The organism is Haloarcula hispanica ATCC 33960, from assembly GCF_000223905.1.
Lineage (GTDB): Archaea > Halobacteriota > Halobacteria > Halobacteriales > Haloarculaceae > Haloarcula > Haloarcula hispanica.
In genome coordinates, this window is record NC_015943.1 from 211,653 (window position 1) to 227,673 (window position 16,021).

Consider the following 16,021-nt stretch of genomic DNA (forward strand, 5'->3'; position numbering starts at 1 on the left):
CAGAATGACGCTCCTAATGCGTGTGATTCGACGGATAACTGAACGAACGCACTGTTGTAACCGTCAATTTCCATGAATGGCTGAGTGGCGTGTGGGTCATCAGCTGTCACGATGACCCACACAGCCGCGACCTGTGCAAGAGCATTCGAACCGCTTCACGAGAAAACCAAAGAAGTCCTCTCAACAGTTCGGAAGGTCACCAAGCTGGATAAATGTGCGATCATGAAGTTGATCACTTTGGGAAGGTCAGATCGGAAGTCAAGAAAATCTAAATTCCTCGGTATGTGACGAACGCGAATATAATTCCTACTATCAGAGATAGAACTAAATCAAATACATTCTTGATGAACATCTCCACTATCAGGGTAGCAGCAACTGTAACAAATGCCCACACTACAAGGGCCAACTTGATACGCAGATATTCGCCCCCTAGCTTATCAAAACTATCAGTCACATATTTGTTATTTCTTCGCAGGTATTAAAATATAACCTATCATGAACCAACCTTGCTTCATTCTCAGCCCACTGTAACCGCTGAGACGGCTAAATTCTCACGCATCAGACGTCCATCTTGGTCTCCTGCACGATCTATGCTAATATATTGTTTCTTAGAGGTCAGAATTTGGGGCTGCTAGTTGAGACTGGCGCTCTCAATGCATACGTCTTCGAATCGCTATTTCAACGAGTTTTAGCACAACCGAACGGATAATGTGGGGAGGTCCCCCATTCAGAACAGTCGCTCAATCAGGCCTCGGTCACGGTGTTTCTCCGCCAGCAGTACCGAACACTCCACGTCGTCAACAACGTCTAACACGAGCGACCTGGAGACGAGTCGGCGAAGTAACCCTTCCTCAGTCGCGCCAAGGAGCAGGAGTGTCGCGTCATCAGCGGCATTCATAATAGCTGTTTCGACGTCACCGGATTTGACGAGGAGTTCGGCGTCCTCTAATCCCTGGTCGGCCGCCCAATCCTGGAGGAACTGCTCGCCTGCCCCGCGGTCGTCGTTGACGTTGAGCAGCGTCACCTCGGAGTTGTATTCGGACTGGAGCAGCTTCGCAATGTTGGCTGACAGCTCAGAGTCTGGGCCGCCAGCTGTGGGAAGGAGGATACGCGAGGGGTCGAACCCGCGGTCACGGAGGACGAGGAAGTCACAGGGGACCGCCTCGGTGAGTTCGTCCATAGCCGATTCGGCCCGCCCTGGTGAACCGTGTGAGTCCGGGCCCCATCCCATCACGACGAGGTCGGCGGTGTGTGTGCGGGCGGCATCGAAGATGGCTTCGTAGGATTTGTGCGAAAGGATAGTATGTGTCTCGACATCGACGCCGAAGGTTTCAGCGTCCTCACGGGCGCTATCAAGCAGGTGCTGTGAGCTCTTGTCTATCTCGTCGGACCGCTCGGCAGCGGCCGAGAGCGCCGTCTGGTCAGGCACCGTGACGATGTGGGTGGCAATTACACTCCCGCCGCGCTGTTTGGCGACAGCGCTGGCGAGTGTGATGAGGTCCTTCTCGTGTTCGGGATTGGCCAGGGGCACCATCACACGGTACTGTCCGCCATCGGGTTGGACGCCGGCCGCCGCGTTGACGGCCGCGTCGGGCATCTTCTCGGACCGTGAAATGATGTGTTTCGAGAGGATCCCCTGTTTTTCGGTACGTGAGCGGGCATAGAGTCCGTACCATAGTACCGCCGCGGCGGCGATACCAAACGAAAGCAACAGGGCGTCTCCGGCGACAAACACCAGCAACGCAAAGGAGAGCACGACACCGAGAATTGGCATCAAGGGATACAGTGGGACGACGAAGTCGGGCGTGTACTCCTCGGGGTTTACGTACCGCATGACGATGAGTGCGAGGTTCAGCAACCCGTAGATGATGAGATGGAGTCCCGATGCAGCGCCCGAAAGCAGCGTTAAGTCCCCGATGACGATAAACAGGAGAATCAGACCGCCAGTGATACCGATGGCTCTGTACGGCGTTCCGTACTTCGGGTGTATCTCGTTGAGAGCTGGTGTGACGATCCGATCGCGTCCCATGGCGAAGTTGATACGCGAGGACGCGAGGATAGAGGCGTTCGCACTGGAAGCGGTAGCGAGCAAGCCGCCGAACAGGAGTGCACCACCCATCGCGGCCCCCTGGATGTAGCTCCCGACCTCGACGACAGCGATGGGGTTCTCGGCGTCAGAGCTGATGATGTCCGCGATGAAGCCCTGTGGGACGGCTGCGCTCATGATCACCAAGACAAGCGCATAGATGACAGTCACGATGACGACGCTGCCGATGACCGCTCGCGGGAGGTTCTTGCCAGGGTCTTTGATTTCCTCGGCGACGCTCGTAATCTGGACGAAGCCGAGATAGGAGACGAAGATGAGGCCCGTCGTCTCTAGGGTGGTGACCACGTCCGTCGCGGCCGGGAGGTTCGACGGTTCGGCTCGGAGCGTCCCGAGGAACGTAAACACCGTGAGGATACCAATCAGCAGGACGACGATTATGTTCTGAAGCCGGCCGGTCTCCTTCGCACCGACGTAGTTGATGAGGACGAAGAAGGCGCCACCGACGAGCGCGATTATCTTCACTACGGTGATCGATATCGGGCCGACACCGACACTACCGGAGAGACCGAAGATGCGGGCAATGTACCGGCCAAACCCGACCATGTAGAAGGCACTGGCGAAGGCCAGTCCGAGCCAGTTGGCCCAGCCAGCGACCGACCCGAACATCGGCCCCAGCGCGTGATTGACGTAGTAGTAGGCCCCACCTGATCGGGGCATCGCAGTGCCGAGTTCGCTGGCAGACAGTGCCGTGAACATGGCGATGATGCCACCCAAAACGAACGCCACAGACGCCAGCGACCCAGCCTTGAGGATAGCCTCGCCCGGCAGAACGAAGATGCCTGCACCGATCATCGTTCCGACACCGATGGTCAGCGCCGCGAGTGGTCCGAGGTCCTTGGCGAGGTCTTCCTCGCTCATGACTCTTCCTCTCGGGGGAGCGCGATGACGGGGCGATTTGCCTGGGTCACCAGCTTCACCGAAATGTCGCCGGACAGAAACTGCATGAGGCGATTCCCGCCGCGGGAACGGTAGGCAATGGCACTGGCGTCGACCTCGTCAGCGGCCTCGAATATTTTCTCCACGACATCTCGACCGTATGCGGTATGTTCGCCGGTATTGGGGAACACTGACCGGACGGCAGCGTACGCCTCCTCGGCCAGTTCTTCGGACTGTTCGACTGGCGTCTTGTCCGGAACGCCACCGCCTTTCTCTACAACGTGAAGGGCGGTCACATTGGCTGGCCCGTATGGTTCAAGCGCGGTTGCCGTCGCTAACGCGTCGGCTTCGTGAGCGACGGGAAGAAGCACGTGTGCAAGGATATCTTCGTCGTCGGTCTCACTGCTCATACTGGTAGGTTCATCCACTATCTGTTAAGAGTGTGTATCCAGTTCCGTAGTGTGTGGGGCCAGTCTATGACGAATTGCGGCTCTGCCAACTCAATACTACAAGGCAAAAATTTCACCAGTTTGATGTTTTTCGATAGGTATACAGTCGTTACAGTATTTTGATAAGCTCTCCCCACATAACGCCGATACGAGATAGCTGTGTCCGATACGCTGGATTCGCCTCAATCACGGATGGCCATGATAGCTACTCTTCTGGAGGCGTCTCTCAAATTCACTTTAGCTATGGGGGTCCGTGCCACTCTTGTAGTATTGGCCCCGTTCTTTCTCTACGTCATTACAGGTATATCTGCAATTTTGCTCGGATGGCCTGCTCTATCGTATCCAGTCTTTTCACTCGAAGCAGACCCATTTTTTGTAAGTGGTGGGGCACTGATGGGACTATTTATGCTACAGAGTTCCGGATCGTTCGTTTTGTACCAGATGTTGGTCGGGATAGAGGATGATAAATCACAGCTTGCTATCCTGTTTGGTTTCATTAGTCTCGGGTGCAGCGGGGCAGTACTTCGAGTTACCCTCCCGCAGGCGATTCAATTTTTTTGATCCTTATGTGAACTCTCATTTCCTATCGTTTGTTTCATACTGGGCCTATCGGTAGCGGATTCTGTCTCAACGACGCTTTCTGGAGATAGGATGTATCTACAGAGAGCACAGTTTCTATACTCGTTCGAAAATCGGTCAGCGAATTTTGAAGTCAAAGAGAGTAATACGGTAATCCAGAGTGCTCTACAGGCGGGACAGGCTGAGTGCCTCGGAGCTTGACCCCGAGGCGGTTCACTCCTATCGCTGCCAGAAGCTCGGCGTGAAGACTACCAGCACGGATATAATCTCAAGTCTCCCGATCCACATTAGAACCACCATATAGAGCTTGGCCGGCGCAGAGAACGGCCGGAAGTTGTCCATTGGGCCGACGATACCCACACCCGGACCGATGTTCCCGAGTGTGGCAATCGTGGCACTGATTGCTTCGAGTGCGGAGATATCGAGGCCGATACGGAGTGCGTCTAAATAGATTAACACGGTTGAAAACACGAATATCGAGACGAATGTGAATATAAAGACAAATATGTCTCGAACAGTCTCTTCGTTGACTGTATCGTCGTTCAGACGAATTGGTCGAATAGCCGACGGATGTATTGTCGTGAACAACTGTCGACCCATCGCTCGGGAGACAATATACCAGCGAATGATTTTGACAGACCCCGCTGCTGAGCCAGCTGACCCGCCGAGAAACATGGCGAACAGAAGAACCAGTTGAGCTGACTCTCCCCATGTATTGAAATCCATACTGGCATACCCCGTGGTCGTGATGATCGCGATTGTCTGAAAGAGTCCCTGGCGTAGCGAATTTTCCAGATCCCCGGAAAGCTGACCGATATTGGTCGGAATCTCCGCTATCCCTAATCCAGTTACTAAGAGGACAGATAAGAGCGAGCCAATGGCAGCTACAGCGAGGAGATACGTTCGGAACTCTGGATTCTTCGTTAGTTGTCTCGGTTCACCGTTGAAGAGGTACCACAATAACGCGAAATTGGTTCCGGCAACGATCATGAACGGCATCACTGCCCACTGGACGATGGGAGCGAAGGCTTCGACACTCCGTGCTTCGGGCGAAAAACCACCTGTCGGCATTGTCGTAAGAGCGTGTGCAACGGCATTGTAAGCACCCATGTTTGGAGCGACCCCGGCGAAGTGCAAAGCATAATAAACGAGAGCGGCGGCAACAGTGAATCCGAGATAGATCTTCCACAGTGCTCGTGCAGTTTCCTGAATCTGTGGCGTTAACTTCTCAAGTGAAAAACCGGGTGCTTCCTCGTTGATGATTTGTGCTCCAGCGACAGACAGTTCAGAGAGAATTGCGACCATGAGAACGATAATCCCCATTCCCCCAATCCACTGTGTGAGTTGTCGCCATAACAAAATCGAGTGGGAGTGCTGTTCAAAAGAGATTTCTGCCAGAACAGTTGACCCGGTCGTCGTAAATCCGCTCATGCTTTCGAACAGGGCATTCACGGGTTGTGCGATTGTCCCCTGACCAGCGATAAGATACGGAATGGCACCAAAAATAGGAACAATTAGCCATGTAGCACTCACCATTAGGAACGCCTCACGCTTGCCGAGTTCCCGGTCATCACGAAGTTGTTCGAGTACGAAACCAGCTCCAAACATAGCTACTGTGGTGACAATAAACGGGAGTATATTCTCACCGTAATACACTGCAACCAGAGCCGGAACGAGCGGGGCCATAGATAGTTTCCGCAGGATTGTCCCAACGAAGCTAAACCCAGATCGCCAGTCGACGTAGCTTCTCATAGTAGAATCAACTCTCTCCGTTTAACTTCCCGTCATCACCATGTTGAGAGGAGTATAAAAAGTCTTCACGTCTCCCGATGCTGCCGAGAGCCCCATATAGTATACGTCATCAAACTGGGATATGCAGAACGACCATTAGTGGGTGTCGTCTATTAATCAGAGCATGAACGGTTCCCGGAAGCCAATGCAAGTAGTGATTGTCGGCGCTGGCCAGGTGGGGACACTCATCACAGCGACAGATAGCGACGAAAAGAACCTTCTCGTTTCCTTGCTGGCCAAGGATGTTGGCGTCCAGCGGACGGTTGCAATCGTTGAAGACGGGGAGTACGCCCCGTTGTTTGAGGCGGTGGGCGTTGACGTCGCAGTCAACCCGCGGGAAGTTACTGCCGAGGAAATTATCCGCTTCACTCAAGAAGGACAGATCGAGAATCTCTCTTTAGTTGAGAATCGTCAAGCAGAGGTTATCGAGATCGAAGTCACTGAGGAGAGTGTTCTCGCGGACCGTCCGATCAACGAAAGCATCACTGACCTTCCATCCGAAGTTGTGATTGGCGCAGTCACCCGTGGCCGTGAGTTCATTGTCCCTCGGGGTGAGACCATTATCAAGCCTGGCGACCACGTCGTGCTCTTTGTTAGTACCCATATCCTCTCAGAAGTCATGAACGCCATCTGAGGGAGTCACTGTGAATATAGGCGTTTACAACGGTCCGGAGTGTACTGCTATCAAATGCCCACTGATCCCCCATCGGACAACCACGATTCTGGACAGATCTCAGATGAAACGGTCTACGAGGAAATGGAACCGTTCGTACCCTATACTACCCGAGAGTTGGCAGACCGCATCGGTACATCTCTCGGTAACATGTGGTCGATCCTTCGAAGTCTCACCATGGCTGGGAGGATTCAAAAGAAGGAACCAGAGCCCAATCTCCGAATTTGGATGCGTGAACCGCCCGATAATACCTGTCCACACTGTGACTACGAATTCGAAGTGAAATTTCTCCATCCTGTGTTGTCCTCTGTCAGGTATTGTCCAAACTGTGGAAAGCAAATAAGTCAAAAATAATGATTGCCCACTACCGTTCTCCTAGTTTTTAGTGCCATCGACAGGGGTCGATTTGACGACACCGACGGAGCGAATAGTCTGATTTTCACTGGATACTCGCTCGTTTTTATTAGGCTCCCAGGAGGATCTGCAGAAGTTCGACTCGTTCCTCTCCAACGCCGCCGCTAACTCAGAGTGACTCCATGGCGAACGAACTGGAGGTGATGTGGTGTGGTCAGTGAAGTGGCGCTTTTCGAACTCGGAGTGTTATTTGCCGCGGTTGCACTCGTCGGTAGCATCGCCAGCCAGCTCCGGCAGTCGGTCGTCCCGTTCTATATCGGCGCTGGCATCCTTCTCGGTCCAAATGTTGCCAGGCGACTCGGTCCTTACGCGCTTGACGCGACCGAGTTCGTCGAATTGGGAGCAAAACTCGGTATCGTGTTCCTGCTGTTCTTCCTTGGGCTTGAGTTCAACCTCAATCGCCTGCTCGCCAACCGGAGCCGCATCGGCAAAGCCGGGACGGTCGACCTCGTCGTCAACTTCGGGGGCGGGCTGGTGCTCGGGTTCGTCCTCTTTCGGGCGTTCCTGCCGGCGTTTCTGGTGGCGGGAATCGTCTACATCTCCTCGTCGGCCATCATTATGAAATCCCTCATCGACATCGGGTGGATCGCCAACGATGAGGCCGAACCGATGCTGGGGACGCTCGTCTACGAGGACCTCGTCATCGCGGTGTACCTCATGATCGCCTCGGCACTGCTGCTTGGGGGCGGTGATATCGGGGCGGCTGTCCAGTCGATCGGAGTCGCACTGGGTGTCATCCTCCTTTTGCTGGTTCCACACGAGCAACCGCAACCGACGGAAATACTCGCTGAGGGATCGAAGCAATTCTGGTCTCCGATATACCGTCCGACGATATGTATCCGTCGTAGAGGTAGCTAACTGCCTTTTTTATGGGGTAGTGAAATTGGAATCGACTTGTGAGCGGGGACAAAGACGATTTGATTAGTCTGATGGACGCCACACACCACCTAATTCGTGGCGCTTGTAATCCTCGTAACTGCCATCTTGGAAAAGCGACATCCGTCCGTCTTCTTCGCTGAGTGTGATAGCTGCAACGACCTCTGAACGAACCGAGACCTCAATGGCGCTCAGATGCTTTGTTCCCATCCAGTCGGCATAATCAAGCGGTGTGTCTTCGTCGGCGTCACTTTGGCTTTTGATTCGGACCATCTGCTCTTGGATGGTGCCGTCCGTGCTGATGATAACAGCACCATCACGTGTGAACCCAACCGTGCGTGCCGCCTCGACGAGTCTATCAAGATCTTCCGACACGACCTGACAGGTTTCGGTCGGCCACATATTCTCGCCTAATGAGTCAGCATATGCCCCGGAGTGGACCCCAGTCACGATAACGAAATACAATCCAGGGCCGCGGATGTGCTCTTCCTCCCACCGATCGAAGCCAAGGCTGATGCTCTCGACCGTATACATGAGAAAATCAATCAGCTCTCTCACTGTCGTGTATTCGACTCGTAGTGGATCCGGGTCCGTCATGAGAATCCGTATCCTACATTCACTTGTCTACTGTAATAAGACCGGTCGGTTACGGATTGACAGCAGATCAGGTATCGATTCGATATTGGGTCGGTCTGTGGCGCAATCATCGGCCTCAGAGAGATCCACTCCCATCGAACAGCAGGGTTAGATACCCCCCAGGCTGTTATCTCTAAGACTTTATCGGTGAGACGTCGAACTGCTTTCTGAACTGCTGGACTGACTCATCGGAGCCGACGAGGACAATGTGCTCGGTTCCAGTGAACTTCCGTTGTGGATCAACCGCGCTGGTGAACCCAGACTCGTCCTCGATAGCGATGACGCGACAACCCGTTTTTTCGTAGATGCCTGACTTGGCGAGTGTCGACCCAGCCAGCGGTGTGGCGGGAACACGGAGTAGCCGAATCTGACTCGCTGGTGCAAGGACATCCTCGCCGCGGAGTTCCCTGGCGACCATTCGAGCGCTCACCCGTGGAACCGACAGCACGTAGTCCGCTCCAGCACTGAGTGCCTTCCGGGTCGCATCGGTGTCACTCACCCGAACGAGGATTTCGATATCCTGATTCAACGACCGAGCTAACACGGTTGTCAGTAGTGCCGCAGAGTCATCCGGCAGACCAATAATAATAGCACCAGCACTCTCGATACCCGCTTCAGCCAAGATTTCGTCAGATCCGGAATCACCCACGACATCCACGCCATCTCGGTCTTCGATATCAATCGTCACGGTATCAAGCCCTCTCTCGGACACAACGTCACGTGCAGCCTGGCCGACTTCTCCCTGTCCGGCAACGATGATACGCTCGTGTTTCCGGAGCGTTCGGGCCGGCTGGGTAAAGTCACTGAACGCCTCTAGGGCATCGTGGGCGCCCGTGACGAGCAATACCGTATTCGAGCGGATAATCGCATCCGGGTGAGGTGGGAGTTGTAGCTCCCCGTCGATCCACGCACCGATGATATTTGCGCCGGTCTCTTCCCTGATTTTCGAGTCGCGGATTCGCGTCCCGATGAGTCGGTTCCCCTGCTGGACTGGGACTTCTGTGACCTCTATCTCACCGCCGATATCGATTGTATCCGTCAAGTCCGAACTGAACGAGGAGATGGCCTTTTCAGCGAGTCGGCGACCGAGAACGCCGTGTGGTGACAGCACGGTATCGGCGCCCGTATCCAGCAGGATATCACGCATATCGCTGTCGTCGGTAAGGGTGATGATTTCTATGTCCGGGTCGATCGAGTGCACTGTCAGAATAGTGTTGACGTTCGCATCACCGGCATCTGTAATGACGGCCCGTGCGGAATCGATGCTGGCTCGTTCGAACGCCGACGTATCCTGCGGTGAGCCGTCAATGACGGAGTACCCGTCGTCAGCGAGTTCCTTGGCGTGCTCTTCGGACGAGGAGATCAGGACATACTCGATGCCGAGCTCTCTTAGCTCGTCGAGTAGTACGGCCGAATCCCGACGGTATTCACAAATAATGACGTGGTCCTGCTTGGAGGTGAGACGATTGTCAAGATTGACCTCTGCACCAGTAAACAGCGGGATGATGATGAGCCGGAGTGTAAAGAACCCGAGCGCGATGCCGGAGATCTGTGTCGCTGCAACGAACAAGAACATCAATGGATGGCTCCAGATACCCGAATCTTGGCCGTATCCAGTCGTCGTCATTGTCTGGACGATAAATTCGAACGACGCGAATATCGATTGGTTGACCCCCTCTAATTGTGCCAGCGCGAAATTATACGTGACCGTATAGACAACAATCAATGCAGCGAGCCCGGTGAGGTAATAGGTGACGAGGCGGTCTCGCCGAGAAAGCTGGATATTAGTCAGTCGTTTCAGAGGGTCAACCATCGGTGGGTGCTACCAGTATAGTTATTATGATTTGAAAAGAGTTCCTGATACTATTTCAACTTATATAGTCTTAGGTATACTCAATGGCGGATGTGAGTCTTCGTGGCAGGGCCACTGGCCACTCCCAAACAATCGTTAATAGGCTCGTGAGGATCTCAGGTACCTCGACCCTGAAACCGACTTGTGACGTCCACCCCTGGGTTCATGCCGGTACTTTTTATACCGCAGGTAGAATATTTGCTGGGTTACGATACGACCTGTTCTCTGAAGAAATATTCCGCTAGCCTGGTCGAAAGCTATGCGATGGCTGAACCGCTCAGAAGTCGCCTATCGGTTATATATAGAATTCCAATCACTCGTGGTTGTACTCTGTCTTAATCTCTATAATGCTAGCCACGCATGAGATTCAGCATTTCATCGACCACGTCGGTTTCGATAGCGAGAATATAGCGCTCATCAGGTTCCAGCACCGTATCAGCTCCTGCGAGTTCCGTCCGGTCCGCCGTCGAGATCAACAGGCTTCCGGACGGAAGAGCGATTTCATCGAGACGGCGCCCCGCAACGGGGGCCGATGGGGCGACACTCACTTCGAGGATGTCGAGCTCAGCGGTCGGATAGACGAGGGTGCGGATATCCTCGCCGGTCAGTATATCTGCCGCATAGTCGCCACCAAGATACTCGGGTAGCAGCGTCGCATCCACCACCTCGTCGTACTCCTGCTCCGTCCCCGTCTCCGCTCTCGCGATGGTCCGAATCGACGGGGCGTACTGCTGGGCCTCCATACAGATTGCGAGGTTCGTGCCCGGTTGGTCAGTGAGTGCGGCGATGGCGTCCGCATCGGCTATGTCGGCCTGTTCAAGAATTGACGGGCTGTGGCGTCGCCGTGGATAACGGGGCCGATGTACGCATCGGACAATGTCTCAACACGCTCCTCGTCGGATTCGATTAGCAGTACGTCATGACCCTGATCCGCGAGATTCTCGCCGGTCTGTTTCCCGACACGGCCGCCACCGGCGATGACAAATCGCTTTGTTCGGGTCATTGCAGTATTGTTTAAAACGCGTCATGTTCAATGCCCCGGCAGTTCTAATGGGTCGAGAATACCACTATTGTACCGGGGAACAGCTATAATAAGCTTTTAAAAAATCCACTCACCGTTCTTCCAATGGAAGAACTCTCCCCGGTACTCAAATGGTCTGAACAAAGTGCATACAGCGTACGATTGATGGCACGCCGAATAAAAACAGGACGCAATGAGTAAGAGCCAGACTCGATCACCTGAGGCTGAACTCGGGTTACTTGACGCGACGATGATTGGGATGGGAGCGATGATCGGGGCCGGTATCTTCGTGCTGACAGGACTGGCTGCCGAAATCGCTGGTCCGGCAGCGATTCTTGTCTTTGCGTTGAATGGCGTCGTCACAGCGTTCACAGGACTCTCATATGCGGAACTTGCCGCCTCGATTCCGAAAAGCGGCGGTGGATACGCCTTCGTGCGAGAGATATTCGACGACTTCGCCTCGTTCATCATGGGCTGGATGCTCTGGTTTGCCTACATGATTGCGGGGGCGCTGTATGCGCTGGGTTTTGCACCGAACTTTCTCGAATTGCTGCACGTTTACGGTGTGGTCCCGCCACCGGATCAAGTGGGAGCTGTCGCGGTTCCAGTCATTGACGCGGCGCTCCCGCTGGCCTTCGTGCTGGCGTTCGTGGCCGTCCTCGGGCTCGTAGCGCTCAACGCTGTCTCGACGGCCGCCAGCGGCAGTGTTGAGACGATTTTCACCATCATCAAAGTCTCCATTCTGGTGGTCTTCGTCGCGTTCGGACTCGCGTCTCCGATGTTCTCCGGGGCCGAATTCCAGCCGCTGTTTCCACAGAGCAGCGGGGCGGCCGCGGTTCTGCCGGCGATGGGGCTAACCTTCATTGCCTTCGAGGGGTACGACCTCATCACCACCGTCACCGAGGAGGTACAGAACCCGCGTGAAAACATCCCCAAGGCGATATTCATCAGTCTCGCCGTTACGGTTGTCGTCTATCTGGCCGTTGTGACAGTCGCCATCGGGACGCTCGGGGCTGAGGGACTCGCCGACGCTGGCGAAGCCGGCATCGCAACGGCAGCAACATCGTTCATGCCGACCGGGTTACCGATTATCCAGAACGGTGGTGCACTCATTGTTTTCGGGGCCGTGTTCTCGACACTCACCGCCCTCAACGCAGTCGTCATCGCGTCGTCACGCGTGGCGTTCTCGATGGGACGTGAAGGACAGTTGCTCCCGTCGATCGGCCAGATTCACCACCGCTACGGGACGCCGTTCGTCGCAATCCTCGCCAGCGCAGTCGTGATGCTCGGGTCAGTGGCACTGCCGACACAAAGTGCTGGCAACATGTCGAGCCTGTTTTTCCTGCTGTCGTTCATTATCGTCAACGTCGCCGTCATCAGACTCCGCAGGGAGCGCCCGAACATGAACCGGCCGTACGAGATGCCGTTCTACCCGGCACCACCACTGATTGGTATCGCGCTCAATCTGCTTCTAACAGGGGTGCTCGTGGAGTACCTGCTCCGAACAGATCCATTGGCGTTGGCACTCAGCATGGCGTGGATTCTGCTCGGAGCCCTCGTGTATTTCGCGCTTAAACGGGTCAAAGGGCAATCGGACCGCGAACAGGCGGCTGCCGCCACTGAAATAACACCTGAAGCTGAAGACTAACCATGACTAGTGACCTCGACATTATCATCGCTGGCGGTGGACGCGTCGGTTTCCAGACAGCCGAGATACTCGCTGACCGCGGTCACGACGTGACGATTATCGAACGCGATGACCGGATTGTCTCGGATATCGCCGATAAATGGATAGCGACTGTTATCCAGGGTGACGCGACAAATCCGGATATCATCGAACAGGCAGGCCTTGAGCGAGCGGACGTAATTGCCGCGCTTACGGGTGAAACAGGATTAAATCTCGCGGTCTGTTTAGCTGCCGCAGAGTTGACACCCGACATCCGGACGGTCGCGCGTATTGACCGCACAGGCGGTGAGGCCTACACCCGATTCGTCGACGCGGTGGTCTTTCCCGAACGGGCCGGCTCGAGAGTGGCGGCCAACGAAATCCTGGGTAGCGATGTCCAAACACTTGCCGACGTCACGGGCTCCCTCGATATCATGCTTATTCGCGTTGCTGACGGCGCTCCGGCCGCTGGGAAAGCGCTCTCGGACGTACGCTTTCCCGAGGGAACCCTCGTCGTGTCCGACGCGAACGGTGAGCAAATCGCTCGTGCCGACACGACCCTGACACCAGGGAGCAGCTACGTCGTCGCTGTCGAACCTGACGTGGTCGATGAGGTCATGAATTTGATGCGCGGCTAGGCGGCTAATCAATCACCTCGGAGTCAAGCCTCGTGGCATCCGTCTCGACTGCCTGTGAACCGTGGTCGGGCCTGTCCTGTTGCACAACTACCCACGTGATGTAGCCACTGGACTCACTGAGGTGACAGGGAAAACACAAATAAGCGCTGGGGAGCGTATCTTCGTACGTTATGCCGGAATCGCTCAACAGGGTCTTGATTCCGATTGATGTGTCCGATTCAACATCTCGGTCTGAGATAGACACTCAGATAGTGCAATCATCAGAGGTTATCCTTCTGGGATACTGGCCAATTCCGGACCAATCGGCCCCCAGCCAAGTCCGTAATCAGTTCGAAGAGGAAGCTCAGGAGCGACTTGAGACAGTGGCACGCCGTTTTACCGATGAGGGTGCCACGGTGCAGACTCGATTGGTATTTACAAATGATAAGGACCAATCAATCAATGGGGCCGCGAACAAGTACGAGTGTGAATCAATCCTCCTTCCGGGGACAACATCGTCGCCGTCGGAGACGAGACGTGGACTTGTTCTGGTGAAACCGAATGCCGATCTCAATCGGATTGTCACTACCCTTGGAGCCCTGTTTGCCGATAGTGATGTGGAACTCCTTCTCTTTCACGCCGCAACGAACGACAATGAACGTCTGTATGATGCAACAGAGTATATGCTCCGCGGCCTCGCAGATCGACTTGCGGAACTCGGTATCGATCCCGACCGAATCAAGTGGGAACAATCGACGGAAAATAAACGGCTTGATGTAGTCCTCTCGCGTGTTTCTGACTTTGACTTTGTTGTCCTCGGCGAGACCGAACCGTCAGTGCGAGAGCGAGTCTTTGGGTCTGTTCAAAAAACGCTTGCTGAAGAAACAGCCAAACCTCAACTCACAATCCGCTCGGGTGTCTGAATTCCTCTGATGGGGCATCCTCACTGCGGACCGAATTTGTGTGTCAACCTCAGTACCTCACAAAGCATCCCCGGCTAGCTGTTTCTGAAGCCTGAGTTCTGTGTCGGAGCGGTTGCACTGATCGTCTCAACGAGAGTATCATTAGGCGGATCGACGGACAACGGTCGCTGTCGGCGGCGATCAGTCGCCGACGCGACAGCGTCGCCACTCACACCGCTGGCTAGCCCGGTGGGAGTTACCGGTGGAACCGGTCGCCTGGTGGCCGGTTCGCGGGGACGGCCCGACGCACCGCGAGGGCCGTCCACGCTGCCCGACACAGCATGTTGATGAACTCCTCGAACGACCACTTCCAGAGGCGACGCCCGCCACGGCGGGGCGTCGCCACCTACTCCCAATGGAGATACCGCCACACATTCTGCAAGAGTAAGCTTACCACAACGTACAGCAGCCGTACAACCGGATTCTGCGTCGTGGTCGTTACAATGCTTTGTTCGGAGAGTCGGTAGATGGCCTCGATACCGAAGCGTTTCGCGTAGTGGTATCGAGCATCTCGTGGTGTTTCAATGAGCGGCGCGTCAGCGGCGTAGCCGTGACGCGCCACTCCGTGTTCGTCGTATCGTTCGTTTTGGTAGGTACAGTCGATGTAAACGGAAAACTCGACGGTCCAGCTGTGACCGTCGAGTTTCCCCGTCAGCTCGTGTTGGATGACACGACTCCATCCTTCCGAAAGTTCCTGCTTGATCGTCTTTCCCCACCGGACGATTGGCATCACGTACGCGTAGTTGTGCGCTTGAAGAAGCGTGAGACACTTGCTATCGTAGAATTCTCAGTCAAGATAGACGGCCTTGACGCTGTGGTCAAGGCCGTCGAGGAGACCAAGAAACTCAGCGAGGACACTGCTGGCGGTGTCGCCGTCGACGAGACTGCGCACCGCCAGCGTGTATCGTTTATTCTTCACGCGCGCGTATAGTGTCGCATAGGCGTGGAACGCGGTGGTTCCACGCTTTGCCTCTGAGTGGTAGAGGCCAGCTGTTTCGTCCACGTCACCGTAGTAGGGCCGCAGGTGGAGGTCTGCAACGACCTCCACCTGCTCGGGAAGAACCTCTAGAATGTCCTTTTGCAGGAGTGCGTTCCCAACTTGTTCAACCGACGTTAGGTCGAACTTCTCGCGGAGGTGGTACAGAATCGTGTTTTGATGGGGAGAATCTTCACTGGTCTCGCAGAGTTCAGATATCGAGGTCCCGTCGGCGCAAGCGCCGACGAGGACCTCGTAGATGTCCTCAGCTTCGATTTCAGCATTATCGCAGAGACTGAGATCAATTTCCCGTCAAGGGTGTTGACGAGGAAATTAAGAAGCTGGTTCTCGTGGATTTCACTGTCTGCTTGCTGGGTCGTAGGCACACCTTCAGCAAGCAGACCTCTCAATTAACTGGCTTTGTGAAGTGCTGAGAATAGCCATTTGGAGAGTGATTTGAGGCAGCTCTCGCGGACTGAATCGGCTAAAAACACGCATCACAGTCCCGCTAGACTCCCTGTAGTCT

9 protein-coding genes and 4 pseudogenes are annotated in these 16,021 nt (G+C 54.9%); 5 read left to right on the forward strand and 8 right to left on the reverse strand.

The genetic code is table 11. The features are described 5' to 3' along the window. Positions 1-727: 727 nt before the first annotated feature. From HAH_RS16180 to HAH_RS16195, 3 genes are all read right to left on the reverse strand, one after another. Positions 728-2,965: an amino acid permease gene (locus HAH_RS16180; RefSeq protein ID WP_014030777.1), complete on the reverse strand. Its 2,238-nt coding sequence runs from the start codon at positions 2,963-2,965 to the stop codon at positions 728-730. Continuing rightward, complete coding sequence (locus tag HAH_RS16185; protein WP_014030778.1) at positions 2,962-3,393, reverse strand: universal stress protein; 432 nt, start codon at positions 3,391-3,393, stop codon at positions 2,962-2,964. The genes HAH_RS16180 and HAH_RS16185 overlap by 4 nt, the downstream gene beginning before the upstream one ends. An 837-nt stretch (positions 3,394-4,230) precedes the next feature. Next, entirely contained in the window at positions 4,231-5,763 is a 1,533-nt protein-coding gene (locus HAH_RS16195; protein ID WP_014030780.1) for a TrkH family potassium uptake protein, read from the reverse strand. 223 nt (positions 5,764-5,986) lie between these two features. Here HAH_RS16195 and HAH_RS16200 point away from each other — a divergent pair. Both HAH_RS16200 and HAH_RS16205 read left to right on the forward strand, forming a co-directional pair. Further along, positions 5,987-6,436: pseudogene (locus HAH_RS16200) on the forward strand (TrkA C-terminal domain-containing protein); the annotation flags it as partial. A 615-nt stretch (positions 6,437-7,051) separates the two neighbouring features. Continuing rightward, positions 7,052-7,642: pseudogene (locus HAH_RS16205) on the forward strand (cation:proton antiporter); the annotation flags it as partial. 168 nt (positions 7,643-7,810) lie between these two features. Here HAH_RS16205 and HAH_RS16210 read toward each other — a convergent pair. The 4 genes and pseudogenes from HAH_RS16210 to HAH_RS20510 form a co-directional block, all read right to left on the reverse strand. Further along, a complete protein-coding gene (locus HAH_RS16210; protein WP_014030783.1) occupies positions 7,811-8,362 on the reverse strand; it encodes a diadenylate cyclase in 552 nt (183 codons plus the stop codon). A gap of 172 nt (positions 8,363-8,534) precedes the next feature. Beyond that, complete coding sequence (locus tag HAH_RS16215) at positions 8,535-10,214, reverse strand: potassium channel family protein (RefSeq protein ID WP_014030784.1); 1,680 nt, start codon at positions 10,212-10,214, stop codon at positions 8,535-8,537. Between the two features lie 389 nt (positions 10,215-10,603). Further along, positions 10,604-10,996 (reverse strand): TrkA C-terminal domain-containing protein, encoded by a 393-nt coding sequence (locus HAH_RS20505; RefSeq protein ID WP_370457914.1) that lies wholly within the window; start codon positions 10,994-10,996, stop codon positions 10,604-10,606. Further along, a pseudogene (locus HAH_RS20510) lies at positions 10,988-11,256 on the reverse strand (NAD-binding protein); the annotation flags it as partial. The gene HAH_RS20505 and the pseudogene HAH_RS20510, both read right to left, overlap by 9 nt. A 211-nt stretch (positions 11,257-11,467) precedes the next feature. On the opposite strand from HAH_RS20510, the gene HAH_RS16225 reads away from it, so the two are divergent. The 3 genes from HAH_RS16225 (at position 11,468) to HAH_RS16235 (ending at position 14,480) form a co-directional block, all read left to right on the forward strand. Next, positions 11,468-12,922 (forward strand): APC family permease, encoded by a 1,455-nt coding sequence (locus HAH_RS16225; RefSeq protein WP_014030785.1) that lies wholly within the window; start codon positions 11,468-11,470, stop codon positions 12,920-12,922. A gap of 2 nt (positions 12,923-12,924) precedes the next feature. Continuing rightward, a complete protein-coding gene (locus HAH_RS16230; protein ID WP_014030786.1) occupies positions 12,925-13,578 on the forward strand; it encodes a potassium channel family protein in 654 nt (217 codons plus the stop codon). 170 nt (positions 13,579-13,748) lie between these two features. Continuing rightward, positions 13,749-14,480: a hypothetical protein gene (locus tag HAH_RS16235; protein ID WP_014030787.1), complete on the forward strand. Its 732-nt coding sequence runs from the start codon at positions 13,749-13,751 to the stop codon at positions 14,478-14,480. Positions 14,481-14,715: 235 nt separating this feature from the next. On the opposite strand, the pseudogene HAH_RS16240 reads toward HAH_RS16235, so the two are convergent. Next, positions 14,716-15,881 (reverse strand): annotated as a pseudogene (locus HAH_RS16240) (ISH3 family transposase). Positions 15,882-16,021: the final 140 nt, after the last annotated feature.

What these genes read in the sequence shown, in the direction of transcription:
- HAH_RS16180 (WP_014030777.1), bottom strand. Translation starts at nt 2,965, where the DNA reads ATGAGCGAGGAAGACCTCGCCAAGGACCTCGGACCACTCGCGGCGCTG.
- HAH_RS16185 (WP_014030778.1), bottom strand. Translation starts at nt 3,393, where the DNA reads ATGAGCAGTGAGACCGACGACGAAGATATCCTTGCACACGTGCTTCTT.
- HAH_RS16195 (WP_014030780.1), bottom strand. Translation starts at nt 5,763, where the DNA reads ATGAGAAGCTACGTCGACTGGCGATCTGGGTTTAGCTTCGTTGGGACA.
- HAH_RS16210 (WP_014030783.1), bottom strand. Translation starts at nt 8,362, where the DNA reads ATGACGGACCCGGATCCACTACGAGTCGAATACACGACAGTGAGAGAG.
- HAH_RS16215 (WP_014030784.1), bottom strand. Translation starts at nt 10,214, where the DNA reads ATGGTTGACCCTCTGAAACGACTGACTAATATCCAGCTTTCTCGGCGA.
- HAH_RS20505 (WP_370457914.1), bottom strand. Translation starts at nt 10,996, where the DNA reads ATGGAGGCCCAGCAGTACGCCCCGTCGATTCGGACCATCGCGAGAGCG.
- HAH_RS16225 (WP_014030785.1), top strand. Translation starts at nt 11,468, where the DNA reads ATGAGTAAGAGCCAGACTCGATCACCTGAGGCTGAACTCGGGTTACTT.
- HAH_RS16230 (WP_014030786.1), top strand. Translation starts at nt 12,925, where the DNA reads ATGACTAGTGACCTCGACATTATCATCGCTGGCGGTGGACGCGTCGGT.
- HAH_RS16235 (WP_014030787.1), top strand. Translation starts at nt 13,749, where the DNA reads ATGCCGGAATCGCTCAACAGGGTCTTGATTCCGATTGATGTGTCCGAT.